Source organism: Caballeronia choica (genome assembly GCF_001544535.1).
GTDB lineage: Bacteria > Pseudomonadota > Gammaproteobacteria > Burkholderiales > Burkholderiaceae > Caballeronia > Caballeronia choica.
In genome coordinates this window covers 83352-101065 of sequence record NZ_FCON02000007.1, presented here as the reverse complement: position 1 = coordinate 101065, position 17714 = coordinate 83352, and the positions used below count along the sequence as shown (strand labels likewise).

At 57.9% G+C, this 17714-nt stretch carries 18 protein-coding genes; 17 read left to right on the top strand and 1 reads right to left on the bottom strand.

From position 1 onward, the window contains the following. Positions 1-25 precede the first annotated feature (25 nt). Entirely contained in the window at positions 26-235 is a 210-nt protein-coding gene (locus AWB68_RS46320) for a hypothetical protein (RefSeq protein ID WP_125482877.1), read from the top strand. 261 nt (positions 236-496) lie between these two features. Here the strand turns inward: AWB68_RS46320 and AWB68_RS05070 are convergent, their stop codons facing one another. After that, a complete protein-coding gene (locus tag AWB68_RS05070; protein ID WP_087643264.1) occupies positions 497-1411 on the bottom strand; it encodes a LysR family transcriptional regulator in 915 nt (304 codons plus the stop codon). A 355-nt stretch (positions 1412-1766) separates the two neighbouring features. Between AWB68_RS05070 and AWB68_RS05065 the strand changes: the two genes are divergently transcribed. The 16 genes from AWB68_RS05065 (at position 1767) to AWB68_RS04990 (ending at position 17703) form a co-directional block, all read left to right on the top strand. Continuing rightward, positions 1767-2648, top strand: coding sequence for a transporter substrate-binding domain-containing protein (locus AWB68_RS05065; RefSeq protein WP_235028220.1), 882 nt, complete (start codon positions 1767-1769; stop codon positions 2646-2648). 328 nt (positions 2649-2976) lie between these two features. Beyond that, positions 2977-3705: an amino acid ABC transporter permease gene (locus AWB68_RS05060; protein ID WP_087643262.1), complete on the top strand. Its 729-nt coding sequence runs from the start codon at positions 2977-2979 to the stop codon at positions 3703-3705. Between the two features lie 9 nt (positions 3706-3714). Beyond that, positions 3715-4398 (top strand): ABC transporter permease subunit, encoded by a 684-nt coding sequence (locus AWB68_RS05055; protein WP_087643261.1) that lies wholly within the window; start codon positions 3715-3717, stop codon positions 4396-4398. Next, positions 4395-5129, top strand: coding sequence for an amino acid ABC transporter ATP-binding protein (locus AWB68_RS05050; protein WP_087643260.1), 735 nt, complete (start codon positions 4395-4397; stop codon positions 5127-5129). The genes AWB68_RS05055 and AWB68_RS05050 overlap by 4 nt, the downstream gene beginning before the upstream one ends. A 426-nt stretch (positions 5130-5555) precedes the next feature. Beyond that, entirely contained in the window at positions 5556-6752 is a 1197-nt protein-coding gene (locus AWB68_RS05045; RefSeq protein ID WP_087643259.1) for a pyridoxal phosphate-dependent aminotransferase, read from the top strand. Between the two features lie 111 nt (positions 6753-6863). After that, entirely contained in the window at positions 6864-7649 is a 786-nt protein-coding gene (locus tag AWB68_RS05040; RefSeq protein ID WP_087643258.1) for an SDR family oxidoreductase, read from the top strand. A 25-nt stretch (positions 7650-7674) separates the two neighbouring features. Further along, positions 7675-8370 carry an RraA family protein gene (locus AWB68_RS05035; RefSeq protein ID WP_235028215.1) on the top strand — a complete coding sequence of 232 codons (696 nt, stop codon included), beginning with the start codon at positions 7675-7677 and terminating at the stop codon, positions 8368-8370. A 326-nt stretch (positions 8371-8696) separates the two neighbouring features. After that, complete coding sequence (locus AWB68_RS05030; RefSeq protein ID WP_087643256.1) at positions 8697-9992, top strand: flavin-containing monooxygenase; 1296 nt, start codon at positions 8697-8699, stop codon at positions 9990-9992. Positions 9993-10019: 27 nt separating this feature from the next. After that, positions 10020-10745, top strand: coding sequence for an SDR family NAD(P)-dependent oxidoreductase (locus AWB68_RS05025; RefSeq protein WP_087643255.1), 726 nt, complete (start codon positions 10020-10022; stop codon positions 10743-10745). 51 nt (positions 10746-10796) lie between these two features. Next, entirely contained in the window at positions 10797-12173 is a 1377-nt protein-coding gene (locus tag AWB68_RS05020; protein ID WP_327381915.1) for an MFS transporter, read from the top strand. A 106-nt stretch (positions 12174-12279) separates the two neighbouring features. Beyond that, positions 12280-13080 (top strand): aspartate/glutamate racemase family protein, encoded by an 801-nt coding sequence (locus tag AWB68_RS05015; RefSeq protein ID WP_087643253.1) that lies wholly within the window; start codon positions 12280-12282, stop codon positions 13078-13080. A 385-nt stretch (positions 13081-13465) separates the two neighbouring features. Next, positions 13466-13861: a Rid family hydrolase gene (locus tag AWB68_RS05010; protein WP_087643252.1), complete on the top strand. Its 396-nt coding sequence runs from the start codon at positions 13466-13468 to the stop codon at positions 13859-13861. Between the two features lie 105 nt (positions 13862-13966). Next, entirely contained in the window at positions 13967-15118 is a 1152-nt protein-coding gene (locus AWB68_RS05005) for a porin (RefSeq protein ID WP_087643251.1), read from the top strand. Positions 15119-15193: 75 nt separating this feature from the next. After that, positions 15194-16048, top strand: coding sequence for a substrate-binding periplasmic protein (locus tag AWB68_RS05000; protein WP_087643250.1), 855 nt, complete (start codon positions 15194-15196; stop codon positions 16046-16048). Between the two features lie 151 nt (positions 16049-16199). Beyond that, entirely contained in the window at positions 16200-17021 is an 822-nt protein-coding gene (locus AWB68_RS04995; protein WP_087643249.1) for an amino acid ABC transporter ATP-binding protein, read from the top strand. A gap of 10 nt (positions 17022-17031) precedes the next feature. Then, entirely contained in the window at positions 17032-17703 is a 672-nt protein-coding gene (locus AWB68_RS04990; protein ID WP_087643248.1) for an amino acid ABC transporter permease, read from the top strand. Positions 17704-17714 lie beyond the last annotated feature (11 nt).

Sequence of the window (17714 nt, the reverse complement as noted above, 5' to 3'; positions counted from 1 at the left end):
ATCCGAGGTTGGAGTCGATAGTCCTATGAACGCTGGAAAAACAATACGGATAAAAACGATCGGCTACTTGAAGAAAACTACATCCGGTTCATCCACGCCTTTTCATTTGCTTCGTGATACGGATTTACCGAGCGGACGCACGATCGTCGATGGCTTCTGCCAAATACAGCGGCTTGGCGGTAGCGGCCTTGCGACCCGGTATTCCACTCTGGAATATCAGAAGAAATTCTTTTGATTGTCTGAAATTCAGCTCGATCCATAGGCTGGGTAAGCGGATGGCACCAAAGAGTAACGCGCCCGAACTCAGGAGCTTTGAGTCGCTGCGGCGTCGAGCGCTATGCTGGGCGCTTCCGGTACAGGTGACTTCGCTTGTCTGCGCGACGGTATTCGTATAACCGAGTGGCACCTCGAACAACAAAGGTGGAAGTCCGTGAGGATGCGCGGGCAATGCGTTAAGCGTTTTTGGAAAACTCGCTAAAAGGCAGACCGGCCTGGATCACCGACCGGCGCCCCTATCCAGTATCCCCTCGTTCTGAAGTTCGCTAGCCTGCGCCTGCGCAGCTTCGAGTATCCGCAACGCTAACAAGCTGGCGGCTGGCTGGCGGCTATGGGCAGGACGCTCGACCAGGCCAACCTCCCTGAAGAAGGTGGCTTCTCCAAGACTAAAAGCAACAACGCCCTCCGGAAGCGACAGCGCCGATGTCAATGGAAGTAACGCCACTCCCGCGCCACGTCGAACGAGTTGAACAATCCCTTGAAGCTCATCAAGCTCTATCGCCTCCTTCACGGAAATCTTTGAGCGGCGCAGAAATTGATCGACGAGCCTCCCATCGAAGGCGTTTCGATCGTATCGGATGAAAGGCTCCGCTTCGAGCAACTCTCGCCACGTCGAGCGTTCATGCGTCTCGGGTGCCAGTAGAAAGAAGGGCTCGGATAACAGCAGTCTCCACTGTAGATCAGAAGGAAGCGTGAACCGGGGCTTGATTATCACCGCCATGTCAACCTCTCCGGAATCCACCTGCCCGAGCAGATTCAGGGAAACTCCGGGAACCAGCCTCACACGGCACTCCGGATTCTCAGCGCGGAAGATCGCAAGTGCGTCCGCGAGGAAAGACGCCTGCGCCGACGAGATGGCGCCCACCCGGATCAAGCCGGCACGGGAGCTGGCCGCGTTACGGCCCAGCTTCGCATAGGCAGCCATGATCTCGTCGGCTACGGCGAGCGCCTCGTAGCCGGCCGAATTTAGCAGCGCAGACCGGCCGCTCCGATCAAACAACGCGAGTCCAAGCTCCTCTTCAAGCCGATGGATTTGCGCACTAACGGCAGATTGCGTGAGCCCGATATTGGCGCCAGCGCTGGCGAACGATCCGTAGCGGACCACCGCCAAAAAAGTCTGAAGTTCCCGAAGCATGGCGATTGATCGAAAATAATGTTCACAAGGGCAAAAACATATCGTTTTTGGTGTTTGATTTTTCGCCATAGACTACATCTACCGCCTCATCTTGAGAAGTGAAGCAGGCTTCGGGAGTTGCAAGTCATGCCGTTCTTGCGGCCCGGCATCTGACGTCACTGGGTGGCTGCGCGAACCTACCAGTCCTACCATTGCGTAGTTTTTAACCGTCCACATAAAAACCGATAGGTGTGAACCCTATGTGACCGCGAACCGCGTTGCGGCGCATGCGCCGACCTGCTCGCCCACTTCAGAACAAGACTTTCAACTCGAGACTGTGTCAGGAGGAGAATTAACCATGCTTAAGAACCTTAAGATGTTCTCAGTGGTCGCTTTGCTTGCCATCGCCTGCAGTGCCATGGCTGACGATCTGGGCCCAACCCTACAGAAGATCAAGGACACCGGAATCATCTCACTTGGGGTGAGATATGACTCGCCTCCGTTCAACTACAACCTCGGTGGTAGTCAACAAGCGGGATATTCCTACGACATCAGCACGAAAATTGTTGACGCCATCAAACAGCAACTGAAGATTCCCGCGTTACAGGTCAAGGAATTGAGCGTTACCTCTCAGAACCGGATTGCGCTGCTCATGAACGGCACAATCGATCTCGAATGCGGTACGACTACCAACAACCTTGAGCGCGAGAAGCAGGTGGCATTTTCAACCACGATCTTCATCATCGGCACTCGCCTGCTTGTGAAGAAGGACAGCGGGATCAAGGAGTGGTCGGATTTGAAGGACCATAACGTGGTCGCAGCGGCGGGATCGACCGGCGAGCGTCTGCTGCGGGGCATGAACGACAAGGACAAGCTGGGTATGAACATCATAGGTGCCAAGGATGTTGGAGAGGCGTTCTTGATGTTGGAAACCGGCCGCGCCGCCGCGTACATGGACGATGACGCAATCCTGTATGCCGAGCGGGCCAAGGCGAAGTCACCCAAGGACTGGTTGGTCGTGGCCAGGCCTTTCACCCGGGAAGCTTATGGCTGCATGCTCCGAAAGAACGACGAGCCGTTCAAGAAGCTCGTAGACAACGTAATCTCCGGGATGATGAAAGACGGTACCGTCAACAGGCTCTATACGAAGTGGTTCCTGCAGCCGATACCGCCGCGAGGATTCAACGTCGATTTCCCCATGTCTTCCGATATGAAAGCGCTCATCGTCAATCCGAACGACAGAGCACTCGACGAGTGACCCGCTTGTATTGAACGCTCGCCCGGAAGGCGATTGCCTTCCGGGCCACCACGAACTCGTTGGAAAATCAGAGCGCACGCGTGACGCCAAATCAAATGGCCGAAACGAAGTGCAAGATCCACGCCTTTACATAGAGCGAATGTCGAAAGGCTGCGCAATGTTCACGTTCGGCGGAATGGGAATTCATACTGGAAATCGTTAAGACCGTGTGATCCACGCGGCCTTGGTCTCTCTGGATGGCAAGGGACCCGAGGCTCCATAGGAATTCCGACACCCGCATCTCATTGCCCGAACAACTGCGCAGCCGGGACGCGTTCATACAGATACCATGCCTTACCTCTTCCATTGGGGTGTATTTCTTGAAAGAGCCTCGTCCAGCGAGACGTACCTGGATTGGATAGTGTCCGGTCTGAAGGTAACAGTGGCGGTTGGACTGTGCTCCTGGATCATCGCTCTCTTTCTTGGCTCCGTACTCGGGGTGCTACGCACGCTACCGAACAAATGGGCATCCGGGTTCGCGGCCGCCTACGTCGAACTCTTCAGGAACGTTCCGTTACTGGTGCAGTTATTTATATGGTACTTCGTCGTCCCGGAACTGCTGCCAGGGGGACAAGCGATCAAAGAGATGAGTCCCGTCACTCAGCAATTCCTGGCCGGCGTCATCTGTTTGGGAACCTTCACGGCCGCCCGGATTTGCGAGCAAGTGCGATCCGGCATCGCCAGCCTGTCGCGCGGCCAAAGAAACGCAAGCTTCGCTCTGGGTTTGACTTCTCTACAAACGTATCGCTACGTGGTGCTGCCAATGGCATTTCGCATTATCGTGCCACCACTCACAACCGAGTTCGTCAACATATTTCAGAACTCCGCGGTAGCGTCAACCATCGGCCTTTTGGATCTGGCCGGTCAAGGGCGCCAGTTAGTCGATTATACGGCCCGTCCTTATGAGTCGTTTATCGCGGTAACGCTGTTGTACTGCCTCCTCAACGTGGCTGTGATGATGCTGATGCGCTGGATCGAACAACACACTCGAGTTCCCGGTTACCTCGGCAGCAAATAGGAGATGAACATGGCGTACGATTTCGATTTTAGCTTGATCAATCCAGCCAACATCAAAGTGCTTGGCGAAGGCATGCTGGTATCTCTCGAGATCACATTCACGGGCGTACTCGTGGGTATTGTATGGGGCTCCCTTCTTGCGATGATGCGGCTGTCGTCGATTCGCCCGCTAAGCTGGTTTGCAGAAGCATACGTGACCGTTTGCCGCTCCATTCCCCTGGTGATGGTGTTGCTGTGGTTCTTTTTGATTGTCCCGCAGTTGCTGCAGAAGACATTCAACCTGTCGCCTGCATCCGACCTGCGGATGACGTCCTCGCTGATCGCTTTCTCGCTGTTCGAGGCAGCGTACTGCTCCGAGATCATCCGCGCGGGAATTCAGGGCGTTGCACGTGGCCAGCTATTTGCCGCACAGGCACTGGGAATGCATTACGGACAGGTAATGCTTCTGGTCATCCTGCCCCAGGCCTTTCGAAACATGGTGCCGCTCCTACTGATGCAGGGGATCATCCTCTTCCAGGACACGTCGCTCGTCTACGTGAGCGCGCTAGCGGACTTCTTCGGCCGAGCCTACGACATCGGTGAGCGCGACGGGCGCACGGTGGACATGCTGCTATTCGCCGGCCTTGTCTATTTCGTGATTTGTTTCTTCGCTTCCCAATTCGTGAGGCGTCTCCATAAAAGGGCTTCCCTATGATCGAGATAAACAACGTATCCAAGCATTACGGAGCTTTCCGGGTACTGACCGATTGCACCGCCCAGGTCGCCAAGGGCGAGGTGGTCGTGGTATGCGGCCCGTCCGGGTCAGGCAAGTCCACGCTGATCAAGACCATCAATGGCCTGGAGCCGATACAAAAAGGTGACATCGTGGTGAACGGGACTTCCGTGTGCAGCCGAAAGACCAATCTTTCCAAGCTTCGCTCGAAGGTCGGAATGGTATTTCAGCACTTCGAGTTATTTCCGCATCTGACGATCACGGAGAATCTGACTCTCGGGCAGATCAAGGTGCTCGGCCGCAGCAAGGACGAGGCGACCGACAAGGGTCTCAAGCTGCTCGACCGCGTCGGCCTCAAGAGCCAGGCGGACAAGCACCCGGGTCAGCTGTCGGGTGGTCAGCAGCAGCGCGTCGCGATCGCGCGGGCGCTCTCGATGGATCCCGTGGCGATGCTGTTCGACGAGCCAACGTCCGCACTCGATCCGGAGATGATCAACGAGGTGCTCGATGTGATGGTCGAACTTGCCCGGGAGGGAATGACGATGATGTGCGTGACGCACGAGATGGGGTTCGCGAAGAAAGTTGCACACCGCGTGATCTTCATGGATGAAGGCAGGATATTGGAAGACACCCCGAAAGACGATTTTTTCGGCGACGTTGATAGACGGACGGATCGTGCGAAACAGTTCCTTTCGAGGATTCTTCACCACTAACCTGTCTTCGATGAACGCGTCACGCTAGCGCAAAAGGCTTCGACTTCTCATCAGCGTTTCAGGAATTCCCGTTTCTGCGCGGATTGGGGCACTTAGCTTCTTTCTTAGCGGCGAAGCAACCTTGCACGGGACGTGGTCTTAGTCGTGCTTCGGGATATCTTTATTTCATCCTCAGTGACCGTGACCGCCATAGTGTTACGGCCACGGCTTTGCACTGACAGCTTCAACTCATCGAAATAATTGGCGCCTGGCAACGATATATATTGATTTTATTTCTGATCGCACGTCCCTACCATGGTGATCACACAGCAGCTTAATCAGGAAATCCTATGTTCGCTTCAAGGCCGGATGGATGATCCTCATTACCGCATCCCTCCATTCAACTTGGTGACTCATCCCGAGTCTACGTTACGAAGCCGATCGTCTATGCTATCCCAACTTCTTGATGCAGTTAAACCGTCCCCGACGCTCTCCATTACCAAGCACGCAGCCGAAATGCGTCGAAGGGGAATCGACGTTGTCAGCCTTTCTCAGGGTGAACCAGACTTCCCTACGCCCGAGCATATCTGTGAGGCGGCGAAACGCGCCATTGACTCTGGTGCCACGCGCTACACCGATGTTGACGGCACCCTCGAGTTAAAGGAGGCCATCGTTCGAAAGTTCTGGCGTGACAACAGCCTTGCGTACGATGTCAGCGAAATCAGCGTTGGCACGGGCGGCAAGCAGGTCATCTTCAATGCGCTATTCGCTTCAGTCAATCCTGGTGACGAAGTCATCATTCCAGCGCCGTATTATGTCTCGTATCCGGACATGGTTCGGTTGACCGGCGCTGTGCCTGTCGAAGTCGAGTGCGGCGAAGCGCAGGGTTTCAAGATCACGACGGAGCAGCTTCGCGAAGCGATTACGCCTCGTACCAAATGGCTGATTCTCAACTCTCCGGGCAACCCCACGGGAGCGGGCTATTCGCGCGCAGAACTGAGTGCCCTGGCGGCAGAGCTCCTCAGGCATCCGCACGTCATGGTGATGACGGACGACATATACGAACACATTCGCTATGACGGGTGGCAGTTCTCGACCATTGGCTCGGAAGCGCCGGATCTGCGGGAGAGAATTCTCACCGTCAACGGAATGTCAAAGGCTTATTCAATGACGGGATGGCGCATCGGCTACGCCGGTGGCCCAAAGTCGCTTATCGAGGCGATGGCAACGATCCAGTCACAAAGCACCAGCAATCCCTGCTCCATCTCTCAAGCTGCGGCACAAGCCGCATTGGACAGCTCGATGGATTTCATCAAGGAACGCAATCACGCTTTCCAACGGAGGCGTGACGCCGCATTGAATACGTTGAACGCGATCGACGGCATGCGTTGTAGACGTCCAGAAGGAGCGTTCTATCTATTTCCGTCCTGCGAAGGTCTGATCGGCCGCGCAACGCCAGAAGGAAAAATCCTGCAGAACGATGTCGACCTTAGTCAATACCTGTTCGAGTACGCGCACGTTGCAGTGGTCCCTGGAAGCGCGTTCGGCGTAGGAGGACATTTCCGGATTTCCTTTGCTACGGCAGACGAGCGTCTGGCGTTGGGGTGCGATCGAATCAGTCGCGCCTGCGAGCGACTTGTATAAGCGAATCCAGCGAGCGCGCACCTTCACCTGAATGGAATCTGAACAACGGGACGTTCGGGTCGTCGGGCGCCTCATCTATCGAACCTGATATCGAAACTAAGTGAGATTTCCATGGATCTCGGTCTCAAGAATCGCGTGGCACTTGTCATGTCGGCCGGTGGTGGCCTGGGCTCAGCCATAGCGTTAGCGCTCGCCCGCGAAGGCGCGACGGTCGCCGTATCGGATCAGAACCGCGAAGCGCTGGAAAGCACCGTATCGCGCATTCGCGTGGCAGGAGGAAACGCCCATGGTATTCAGGCCGACCTTGCCGACCTCGAAAACGTCACGGCCATGGTCGCGGACGTCAGGAGTACCCTGGGCGACCCGGAAATCCTGGTCAACAATTCCGGCGGGCCGCCCCCCTCGCTGGCCTCAGGGGTAGCTCCCGAGCAGTGGCGAAATCAATTCGACTCGATGGTTTTATCACTGATGCATCTCACGGACCTGCTGCTGCCGGCGATGAAACAAAGAGGCTGGGGCCGCATCATCACGAGCGCCTCATCCGGCGTAGTCGCGCCAATACCCAACCTCGGCATGTCGAATACGTTGCGCCTGGCCCTGGTCGGATGGTCGAAGACGCTGGCCAACGAGGTTGCTGCCGATGGCATCTGCGTCAACGTTGTTCTGCCAGGGCGAATCGCTACGGGCCGCATCCGTTCACTTGACGAGGCGCGCGCAAGCCGCGAAGGCAAGACATACGACGAAGTCGTTGCCGCGAGTACGGCGTCGATTCCTGTGAAGCGTTACGGCAAACCCGAAGAATATGCCGACGCAGTGGCATTCCTGGCCAGCGAACGCGCTGCTTTCATTACGGGCTCCGTTGTACGTGTCGACGGCGGCATGATCCCCAGCATTTAAACAACCCTCTTTCAAGGAGCAGATGATGGATGCAATTCCTGTAGTGCGAAGCGCGGCGGATCGTGAAGCAATTCGCCAACGATTCCTGTTAGTAGACACATCGAACGTCGCAGACGTGCTTGACACGCTCGGCTTGTTCCACCAGGGGCTCTCGTCGGTCTTTACCCCATATCCCCCTTCGAGTGGCAAGCTGGCAGGCTGGGCATACACGATTCGCGGCCAGATGTCCCCATATCAGCTCGGAGGAGACCCGGACAAGATGGAAGCCTGCGCTGGGGTGTCGGCAGGCAGCGTCACGGTCTGGAGCGGCGACGGGGAAGGCGTCTGCTATTTTGGCGAACTCATCGCCATTGGAATGAAGGAACGAGGTTGCGTCGGATCGATAGTCGACGGCGGCATTCGCGATATCCGTTGGATTGCCGAGCAGAAATTTCCGGTGTTCGCCCGCTATCGCACTCCCGTGCAATCCATCGCCCGCTGGAAAGTCAATGGATGGCAAATACCGATAAGCGTGCGCGGCGCCACTTCCCAGTGGGTAAAGGTGTGCCCAGGCGACTTCATGCTCGGCGATGAAGATGGTGTCCTGGTCATTCCAAACGAGGTGGTCGATACCGTGCTGGTTGAAGCGGAACGCCTGACGGATCAGGAGCGCAGTATTCGCGAGGAATTGCAACAAGGCCTCAGTCTGGCCGAGGCGCTGGCGAAGTACGGACACGTCTGATCAAAATGATCTGCCCCGCACGGATGGGACCGCACTGACAGGCCGCTTTCGTGCGGACCGTAAGTTGTCAGACTCTCGCAGGTACGCTTACGCATCTCCCACATCCGTTGTGCAGCGCGACGACCGTTGCATGACGGTCGTCCATTGCCAGCGCTCTGCGAATGGCGGAAAACACTTGCAAATAGCTTTCATATAGACGTTTGCTATGGGAGCCACCAACCGCGCAATCTTCACGCGGGATTTTGGTATTTCGATACTGCCATCACGTTGACATGGACTGGTTTGGCGCATTTCGCGACCACAGTCGGACAGATGGAGATATCGAGATGTCGAATCAAGCACGTTATTGCGTAATTGGGGCAGGCGCAGCCGGTCTGGCGGCTGTGAAGACATTGTCGGAGCAGGGCTTCGCCGTGGACTGCTTCGAAAAGAGCGACCGGATTGGCGGCCACTGGCACGTCGATTACGACGCCTTGCATCTCATCACGCCGAAGAGCAGTTCGTTCTTCGACGGCTTCCCCATGCCGGACTCGTATCCGATGTATCCGAGCCGCGAGCAAGTCGCGGCCTACATGGTCAGCTACGCCGAAAAGTACGGGTTGACCCGGATGATCCGGCTGAACACCGCGGTCGAGCGCATCGAGCCGCTGGGCGAGCGAGGCCGTGACGGTTGGCGCGTGTCGCTGTCGGATGGCTCGCAGCATCTTTACAACGGAGTCGTCGTCGCGAACGGGCATCTGTGGGACCAGAACATTCCCGCAGTTGGCAAGGGCTTCACGGGCCGTTCGGTCCACTCGGGGTCGTACAGGAACACGAGCGAAATCGAAGGTCGCGTGCTGGTCGTGGGCTTCGGCAACTCCGGCTGTGATCTCGCCGTCGATGCAGCGCAAAGCCGGTTCGACGTCACGATTGCAATGCGCTGCGGCCAGGTGTTCCAGCCCAAGACGTTCTTCGGCCGCCCGCGTGCGGAGTTGCCGTTCCTGAACGCGATGCCGCCTGAGATGGCGAACATGGTCGCCTCGACACTGATCAACACCGTGCTCGGCTCGCACGAAAACTATCCGGGCATGCCGGCACCGGAGACCTACGACCTCGAGAAGCAGCCGCCGGTGGTGAACTCGCTGCTGCTTTACTGGATCCAGCACGGCCGCATCAAGGTGGCACCGGGATTGCGTGCCATCGAGGGCAAGCGCGTATTCTTCACCGACGGCACGGATGCCGAGTACGACACGATCCTGTGGGCAACCGGCTTCAAGACGACGCTGCCGTTCATCGACAAGTCACTGCTCGAATGGCGCGACGGCGTGCCACTGCGCACCGCTGCGATGACGCTCCCGACGTCGCTCGAATCCCTCTACTTCGTCGGCCTGGCGGCGCCCCGTGGCGCACAGTGGCCGGTGTATTGCGCGCAAAGCCGTCTGGTGGGGCGCCTGCTCGCCATGCGTGAGCGCGGCACGAAGGATCTGGCACAGCGCTTCAGCCAGATGCAAACCCCGGATTCGCGCATCGACATCGTGCGCCGTTTCTGGCAGGCAAACCTCGACGAGAGCAATCAGCAACTCGATACGCTGGCCCACAAGGCCATAGCTGCGCAGGAAGTGGAACCTGACCTCGCAATCTGATCACGACTAGACCTGAGAGATATCGAAATGACGACTTTGAAACAACGCTCACCCGAGAAGAGCGTAATCGTGACGGGAGCGAACTCGGGTATGGGCCGCGCGACTGCGCTGAAGTTTGCCAATGAAGGCTGGCATGTCCTGGCGGTTGACGTGGCGCACTCCGCGCACGAGGCCGACGAAAACATCACCACGGTCATCGCCGACATCAGCGACGAAGCGGTCCTGAGCGCGGCGGTCGAAAAAGCCCTGACGGGCAAGCCGCGGCTCGCCGCGGTCGTGAATGCAGCGGGCGTGTTCCCGACCTCGTCGCTCCAGAGCTATGACGCGAACGTCTACCGACGCATCTTCGACATCAACGTGCTCGGCACCCTGAACGTGGCGCGTGTCGGGGCGAAGCATATTGGCCCGGAGCACGGCGGCACGATGGTGTTCTTTGCATCGGTCGACGCATTTGCGGCGTCGCGCAACCAGTTGCTCTACAGCGCGTCGAAGGCGGCCGTCGTGTCGATCACACGTTCGCTGGCGATCGAGTTGGCCGAGAGCCGCATCACGGTGAATGCGATTGCCCCCGGCTGGGTAGATACTGAGGGCACGCGCAAGGGCGGACGCATCGAAGCAGCCATTCCTGGCATCCCGCTCAAACGCGCAGCTTCCGTCGAGGAGATCGCTGGATGGGCATGGAACCTTGCTCACGAGCCGTCCTACATGACCGGCGAAACTGTCTGTATTGCCGGCGGCGTCTTCATGCGTTGAGCACCCGCCATACCGAGACGTGCGGCCGGTCGGCGACCGTGCTGCACCGGCATGGACCGATGGAGGAGATTCAAGATGACTACCAAAAGCATGACACCGCGCGACCTGCATGAATTCGACGCGCCACCGAGCGATCATCACACGTCTACGGCTTCGCTTCGCCGTGCTGTCGTGGGCGTGACTTGCGGCAACATGATCGAATGGTTCGACTTCGCGCTCTACTCGTCGCTTGCCACGACGATTGGCAGGGTGTTCTTCCAAAACGAGGACCGTGCCACCCAATTGCTTTCGATCTACGCGACCTTTGCGGCAGGTTTCCTGATTCGACCCATCGGCAGCTTTGTCTTTGGACCGATCGGCGATCGCTATGGCCGCCGGGTCGCGTTGACTTTGAGCATCGCGTTGATGTCGGTCGCGACCTTCTGTATCGCCATCCTGCCGGGATATGAACGCATCGGCATGGCTGCCCCGATTCTCCTGCTTTGCATTCGCCTGCTTCAAGGCCTTTCGACCGGCGGCGAATACGGCGGCTCGTGCACGTTCATCGCCGAGCATTCGCCCGACAAGAAGCGCACCTTCATGACAAGCTGGCTGGAGTTCGGAAACATATCCGGCTTCCTTCTCGGCGGAGCGCTCGTCAATCTGCTTACGTTCTCTCTGGGTACGGCGAGCATGGAAGCCTGGGGTTGGCGCATTCCGTTCGTGGTCGCCGGTCTCGCGGGTCTCGTCGCGCTTTATCTCCGGCTTAACGTCGATGAGTCGCCGGTCTTCAAGCAAATGCAAGAAAACGAGAAGCATCAGAAAGGACTCGCCAAGAGCAAAAGCATCGTGCAGCTTCTTATCGAGGAGTGGCCGCAGCTTCTCAAATGCGCGGGACTCACCGCAGTTTTCAATATCACCTACTACGTGGCGCTTGGTTATATTCCGGGCTACCTTTCCGATGTGGTCGGGCATCCCGTGCAGTTCGGCAATCTTCTGGCAATGATCGCCACGCTCGTCATGCTCGCCTTCATTCCCGTTGCGGGATGGCTGGGCGATCGTGTAGGCGCTAAAAAGATGATCGGCCTGGGCTGCGCGGTGATCATTGTCGGCGCGATTCCCGCATTCAAGTTGTTGAGCAGTCCCAGCGTGGCAATTGTCTTCGCCGGACTGATGATGCTGGTTCTTGCCCAACTGCTTTTCGAGGGCGTCATGCCGGCGACGCTCGCCTCGCTGTTCCGTGCTCCCGTTCGATACAGCGGCCTTGCCATCAGCTACAACGTATCGGTCTCCTTGCTTGGAGGAACCGCGCCGCTGATCAATACCTGGCTCATCCACCGGACAGGCAATCCGATTATCCCGGCGTGGTATCTGATGGGCGGCGCAGTGCTCGGCCTGATTGCGCTCAAGTTTGTCAAGGATATGACGGGCAAGCCGCTTCCGATGTAATTCCCCTCGCGCAGATCATCCTGCGCGATTCGAACGCAGAGTGCGGGTATCGGTGCAAACCGGTGCCCTGATTCTGCGTGCCACTCGATAAAAATGGAGTTCAGTGATGCGCATATGCTGGGTTCATCCGACGGCGAAAGTGCCCGAGATGGAGCAACTGTGGAGCACCCTCGAAAGAACGATGAATCCAGTGCTCGCGGCCGGGAACGAAATCGAATATCGATTCTGTGACGGCAGCGCCAATTTCACACGGTCTTCGTATGCGGAGCACATGAACTCCGTGCTGATGATGGATCAGGCGATCCGCGCGGAGCAGGACGGTTTCGATGGGGTATTCCTCGGCTGCTGGAACGATCCCCTTTGGGAGACGAGAGAAGTCCTCGGCATCCCGGTGGCGTCAGTCGGTGAACAATCGATGCTGGCGGCGATGGCGATGGGACATCGGTTTGCGGTCGTCACCGTTTCACGGAAGACTGCGATCGCGATCGAACGAGATGTGCTGGCGTATGGCTTCGGTGAACGCGCCATAGCACGTCCGGTGCGGTCGATATCGCCGGAGTCGGACGGCGGCCTGTTGATGAGCGCAGTGACGGACCCCGCAAGGGAATTCATCCACCGTTTCGAGCAGGCCGCACTAACCTGTATCGCCGACGGTGCAGATGTGATCCTGGTGGGTTGCGCCTACTTCGGCCCGCTGCTGAGACGCGTCGGCTACACGCACGTGGCGGATACGGGTGTACCCGTCGTGGATTCGACGACCGTTGCCATCAAGTATCTCGAAGCGATGATCGGAATTGCGCGCGCGACAAGCCTGACCAAATCGATGGGACCGACCTTCAAGACACCAGATCGTGACAAGGTAGAGCGCGCGCGTCAGGCCGTTGCTGGTGCGCATGCGTGGTTCTGAAGCTGGATCGTTCGATGGCAAGGTTCAGGTAGTCGGTTAGCCAGGAGAATCGTTCGGGGCGGGTGTCGTTGAAGAGAGCCGAGGCGTTGCGCCTCGGCTTTTTTTTGCACTTGTTGCGAGATTTTCCGAGTCCCGATGCTTCACGTGAGATGTCAAATCGCCTCTGGAAACCTTCCATAGCCAATGCCTTTGGGTGGTACCGGCAACCCTATCCTTCACGCCGCATTTTGGCCTTCCGATACTGCATTCAACGTAAAGACAGCGAAGTAAAGAACCCGGCTCACGAGTTGCTTTGCACCATCCACAAAGCACCCGTATGACTGCATGACCACCGTGCGGAAATCGCTCTGCGATCGAAGTCTCATTAATTGAGGATTATCAAAGTATGAATTCAAAAGCCACTGCCCGCCAAAAGATCTCGTCAGGCGGCGCCTATGAGAGCGTCTTCGGTTATTCCCGCGCCGTGAGAGTGGGGCCGCACCTGCACATCTCCGGCACCTGCGCTCCGCCGGCACACGAGAAGAGCGATGCCTACGCGCAGACGCGGGCAATCATCGAAGTGATCCAGAAGGTGCTCGTGGAAGCGGACATGCGCTTTGAAGATGTGGTTCGTACAGTCGTCTACGTCCGCGACATCAATGATGCGGAGGCGGTCGCAAAGGCGCATCTCGAGACGTTCGATTTGATTCGTCCGGCCAGCACGTTGATTCAAGTCGATTCGATGCTTCGTCAGTGGCAGCGCGTGGAGATCGAAACCTTTGCGATCAGGGAAGAAGCCTGAAGGAAGGCCGCCGACCGGTCGATGCAGCGTCATGGAACAGAAATATGCAGACCGGGCTTGATGTTTCCGTCCGGGCGACTTTCGACATTGTTTGGAGATTGGGTAATGAATATCAAAAGAAAGCTTACGGTCGTCGCGGTGTCCGCGCTTGCATGCGGAGCAGCGCACGCACAGTCATCGTCGGTCACCCTGTACGGCGTCATCGACGTAGGGCTCGACTTCACGAATAACAGCGGCGGCAAGCAGCTCTATCACATGCAGGACGGAACCTACGACGGAATCTATGGAAGCCGCTGGGGCCTCAAAGGCGAAGAGGATCTCGGTGGCGGACTCAAGGCGATCTTCAAGCTGGAGAACGGCTTTAATGTGGTGAACGGTACGCTCGCGCAGGGCGGACGCGAATTCGGCAGACAGGCCTGGGTCGGCGTGTCCGACGCCCGGCTGGGTACGGTCACGCTGGGCCGTCAGTACGACTCCGTGGTTGACTACTTCCAGTCCGTCACCATGACGGGCAACTGGGGTGGCCTGGCATGGCATGCCAACGACATCGACAACAGCGCAAACTCGTTTCGGGTCAACAACGCGGTCAAGTACGCGAGTCCGGACATTCATGGACTGACGTTCGGCGGTTTGATGGCATTGACGAACGCGAATACGGAAGGGACGAGCAAGATCGGACTGTGGAGTGGCGGCGCAGGCTACACGGCCGGCAACTTGAACATCGGTGCGGCATACCTGTTTGCGAAGTCTCCCGGCACGTTCCTTTCGGAAGGAAGCTATCAACCGAATACGACAGGGGCAGCGGTAGGCGCAACCGGCGTATTCAGCTACGTAGGACAGCCCTCGAACGAGCAGGTCGTCGCCGTTGGCGGGACCTACAAGCTCGGCGACGCCATGTTGGGTCTCGACTACTCCAACGTGAAGTTCGACCGTGCCAACGGTTCTACCGCAACCGTGAAGTTCAATACGTACGAAGCGTGGGGACAGTACCGGTTCAATCCGGCGACCACGCTTGCGCTCGGATATGAATTCACGGATGGCGACATCGGCTACTCGTCCGCCGCGCCGAAGTACCACCAGATCAACTTGATGGCCGACTATCAATTGAGCAAGCGCACGGAGGTCTATCTGTCGGCGGCTTACCAGATCGCGGCGGGCGCGTCACAACCTGCCGACATCTTCGAAGGGGTCACTGGAACGGCCTCCTCCACCAACCACCAGGTTGCCCTCCGCGTAGGCATGGTTCAGAAGTTCTAAGCGCGCCACTTTCTCACATCGATCGCCATTGCAGCCACTCGTCGAGTCGCTTGCAGTTTCACATCCGGAGCATCTATGAACATCTCGACCCTTCGACTCAGTCGCGCACCCATGCGCATCATCATCGCAACTGCTGTTGCCTGCGGCTCTCTGGCAATACAGGCCGGCGCGCATGCAGAAGTGCAAGTGGGCAACACATGGCAGAAAGTGCGGGAGACCGGCGTTCTGCGGTGCGGAGCCGGAATTACCCCGCCGTACGTCACGCGCGACGCCAAGACCCAGCAGTACGGTGGCCTGTTCACCGAGTTGTGTCGCGGGTTCGCGCGAGACGTCCTGCACGTCAAGCCGGAGTTCGTCGACACGAGCTGGCCGAACATGATCGCGGGCGTGCAGTCGAACAAGTGGGATCTCGCCATGTCGTTGAGCTATACCGAGGAGCGAGCCAAGGCAATCAAGTTCTCGGCCCCGGTCGTGTATTCGAGCGTGACGTTCGTCTACAACAAGAACAACCCGAAACTCAAGACGCCGCCCAAGACGGTTGAAGATCTCGACAAGCCGGACCTCTCCGTGGCGGTCATGTCGGGTTCGATCGCTGACAAGGCGGTGGGCGCCGGAATGAAGACGACCAACGTCATGCGGCTTCCGGGCACCGACGAGACGCGGCTCGCTCTGATGTCGAAGCGCACCGACTTCATGGCCGATGACAGTGCGACGAACCTGATTGTGGTAGCGGCTCACCCTGAAACATTGTCGGTGTTCCAGCCCAAGCCCGAACTCGTTCCGCAACCCGCCTGCTTCGGGATGAATAAAGCCATATCCGACGCCGACATCGACGTACTGAACAAGTACATCGAAGAACAGAGAAAAAATGGCTCGATTGACAAGCTCACCAAGCAGGCCGTTGATGCAACCGTCGCGTCGGATAAGTAACGCGTCGGGAAGCGGCGTCGTCCCGAAACGCGGGCGGCGCCAGATACGGTAACGCAATAGTTGCGCTGGATTGACTGGAAGTTGCGCGGACAGATGCCAATCTCCGTTGCAGCCAGTTTCGACGGCAAGACACCAAAGTTGGAATGCCACCATGAATGTTCAAACCTGCATCGAACTCGACCCGGCCAGTGTCGCGTGTGAGACGACGGGCGAGCCGGCGTTTGTCGAGTTCCGCGACGTCTATAAGTCATACGGCGAGAATCTCGTCGTGATGAACGGCATGACGCTCGACATGCGCGCCGATGACCGGCTGGTCATCATCGGCCCAAGCGGTAGCGGGAAGAGCTCACTCCTGCGCGTGATGATGGGGCTCGAAGGCATTCAGGGTGGCGAAATCCGCTTCCAGGGTGAGCGCTACATCTACAGTCCTGATCGGAGCAAACCCAGCCGGCTCGAGAAGAAGACGCAAAAGCAGATCGGGATGGTGTTTCAGCACTACACGCTCTTCCCTCACCTCTCCGTGCTGGGCAACCTGATTCTCGCGCCCGTAAAAGTAGGCGGGTTGTCACGCAGGGAGGCGACCGAGCGGGCCCGCAAGTATCTCGCGAGACTCGGGCTCGAAAGCAAGCTGCATGCGTATCCGAGCCAGCTTTCGGGAGGACAGAAGCAGCGTGTCGCCATTGCGCGTGCGTTGATGCTCGAGCCGAAGCTGATGCTCTTTGACGAGGTCACATCGGCGCTCGATCCCGAGATGGTCGTGGAAGTACAAAGCGTGATGATGCAGCTCGCCGAGCAGAAGATGGCGATGATCATCGTGACGCACGACATGCACTTTGCAAGGGATATCGGTACGCGGGTCGTGTTCTGTGCAAACGGCTCGATCGTGGAACAGGGGCCGCCGAATGACCTGTTCCGTCAGCCGAAGGAAGCTCGCACGCGCGAGTTTCTCGAAAAAGTCCTGCATCTCGACTGAGGAGTTCACCGTGGACTATCACTTCGATTTCGACTTCCTCCATGGCAAGCTCGGCCTTCTGTTGAGCGGACTGAAGATCACCCTTGAATTGACCGTCGCTTCCAACTTGATGGGCCTGACGCTTGGCTTTCTCCTGTGTCTCGTCACGATGAGCAGGTGGCGATTCGTCAGATGGCCCGCGCAAATGTTCATCGAGTTCTTTCGGTGTACACCGGCCCTGTTGCAGATCGTCTGGTTCTTCTATTGCATCCCGATGATGTTCGACTTCTTCATCGCGCCGGTGCCGCTCGGGATCCTGGCTCTGGGCCTCAATGTCACGGCGTTCAATGCGGAAGCGTATCGCGCCGGCGTGCAGGCCGTTCCGAAGGAACATCTGGACGCGTGTGTCGCACTTGGGCTTCGTCCCTGGCAGCGGACGTTCTATGTCGTCTTGCCGCAGGCGCTGCGCGTGGCTGCACCGGTCCTGATGACCAACGGCATCGGAGCGCTTCAGCAAAGTGCGCTGGTCGCGATCGTCGCTGTCGGGGACCTCATGTACGTGGGCAGCCAACTGGCGACGGAATCGTACCGGCCGCTCGAAACATACAGCCTCGTTGCTCTGATCTACTTCGCCCTTTCGATTCCGGCTTCACAGATCGTACGGATGGTCGAGCGTCGGCACGATCTGTCAATTCAGCGCTGAGGAGAATGCAG

Bases quoted from the DNA above. Each gene is read 5' to 3' on its own strand.
- AWB68_RS46320 (WP_125482877.1), top strand. From the start codon at position 26: ATGAACGCTGGAAAAACAATACGGATAAAAACGATCGGCTACTTGAAG.
- AWB68_RS05070 (WP_087643264.1), bottom strand. From the start codon at position 1,411: ATGCTTCGGGAACTTCAGACTTTTTTGGCGGTGGTCCGCTACGGATCG.
- AWB68_RS05065 (WP_235028220.1), top strand. From the start codon at position 1,767: ATGTTCTCAGTGGTCGCTTTGCTTGCCATCGCCTGCAGTGCCATGGCT.
- AWB68_RS05060 (WP_087643262.1), top strand. From the start codon at position 2,977: ATGCCTTACCTCTTCCATTGGGGTGTATTTCTTGAAAGAGCCTCGTCC.
- AWB68_RS05055 (WP_087643261.1), top strand. From the start codon at position 3,715: ATGGCGTACGATTTCGATTTTAGCTTGATCAATCCAGCCAACATCAAA.
- AWB68_RS05050 (WP_087643260.1), top strand. From the start codon at position 4,395: ATGATCGAGATAAACAACGTATCCAAGCATTACGGAGCTTTCCGGGTA.
- AWB68_RS05045 (WP_087643259.1), top strand. From the start codon at position 5,556: ATGCTATCCCAACTTCTTGATGCAGTTAAACCGTCCCCGACGCTCTCC.
- AWB68_RS05040 (WP_087643258.1), top strand. From the start codon at position 6,864: ATGGATCTCGGTCTCAAGAATCGCGTGGCACTTGTCATGTCGGCCGGT.
- AWB68_RS05035 (WP_235028215.1), top strand. From the start codon at position 7,675: ATGGATGCAATTCCTGTAGTGCGAAGCGCGGCGGATCGTGAAGCAATT.
- AWB68_RS05030 (WP_087643256.1), top strand. From the start codon at position 8,697: ATGTCGAATCAAGCACGTTATTGCGTAATTGGGGCAGGCGCAGCCGGT.
- AWB68_RS05025 (WP_087643255.1), top strand. From the start codon at position 10,020: ATGACGACTTTGAAACAACGCTCACCCGAGAAGAGCGTAATCGTGACG.
- AWB68_RS05020 (WP_327381915.1), top strand. From the start codon at position 10,797: ATGGACCGATGGAGGAGATTCAAGATGACTACCAAAAGCATGACACCG.
- AWB68_RS05015 (WP_087643253.1), top strand. From the start codon at position 12,280: ATGCGCATATGCTGGGTTCATCCGACGGCGAAAGTGCCCGAGATGGAG.
- AWB68_RS05010 (WP_087643252.1), top strand. From the start codon at position 13,466: ATGAATTCAAAAGCCACTGCCCGCCAAAAGATCTCGTCAGGCGGCGCC.
- AWB68_RS05005 (WP_087643251.1), top strand. From the start codon at position 13,967: ATGAATATCAAAAGAAAGCTTACGGTCGTCGCGGTGTCCGCGCTTGCA.
- AWB68_RS05000 (WP_087643250.1), top strand. From the start codon at position 15,194: ATGAACATCTCGACCCTTCGACTCAGTCGCGCACCCATGCGCATCATC.
- AWB68_RS04995 (WP_087643249.1), top strand. From the start codon at position 16,200: ATGAATGTTCAAACCTGCATCGAACTCGACCCGGCCAGTGTCGCGTGT.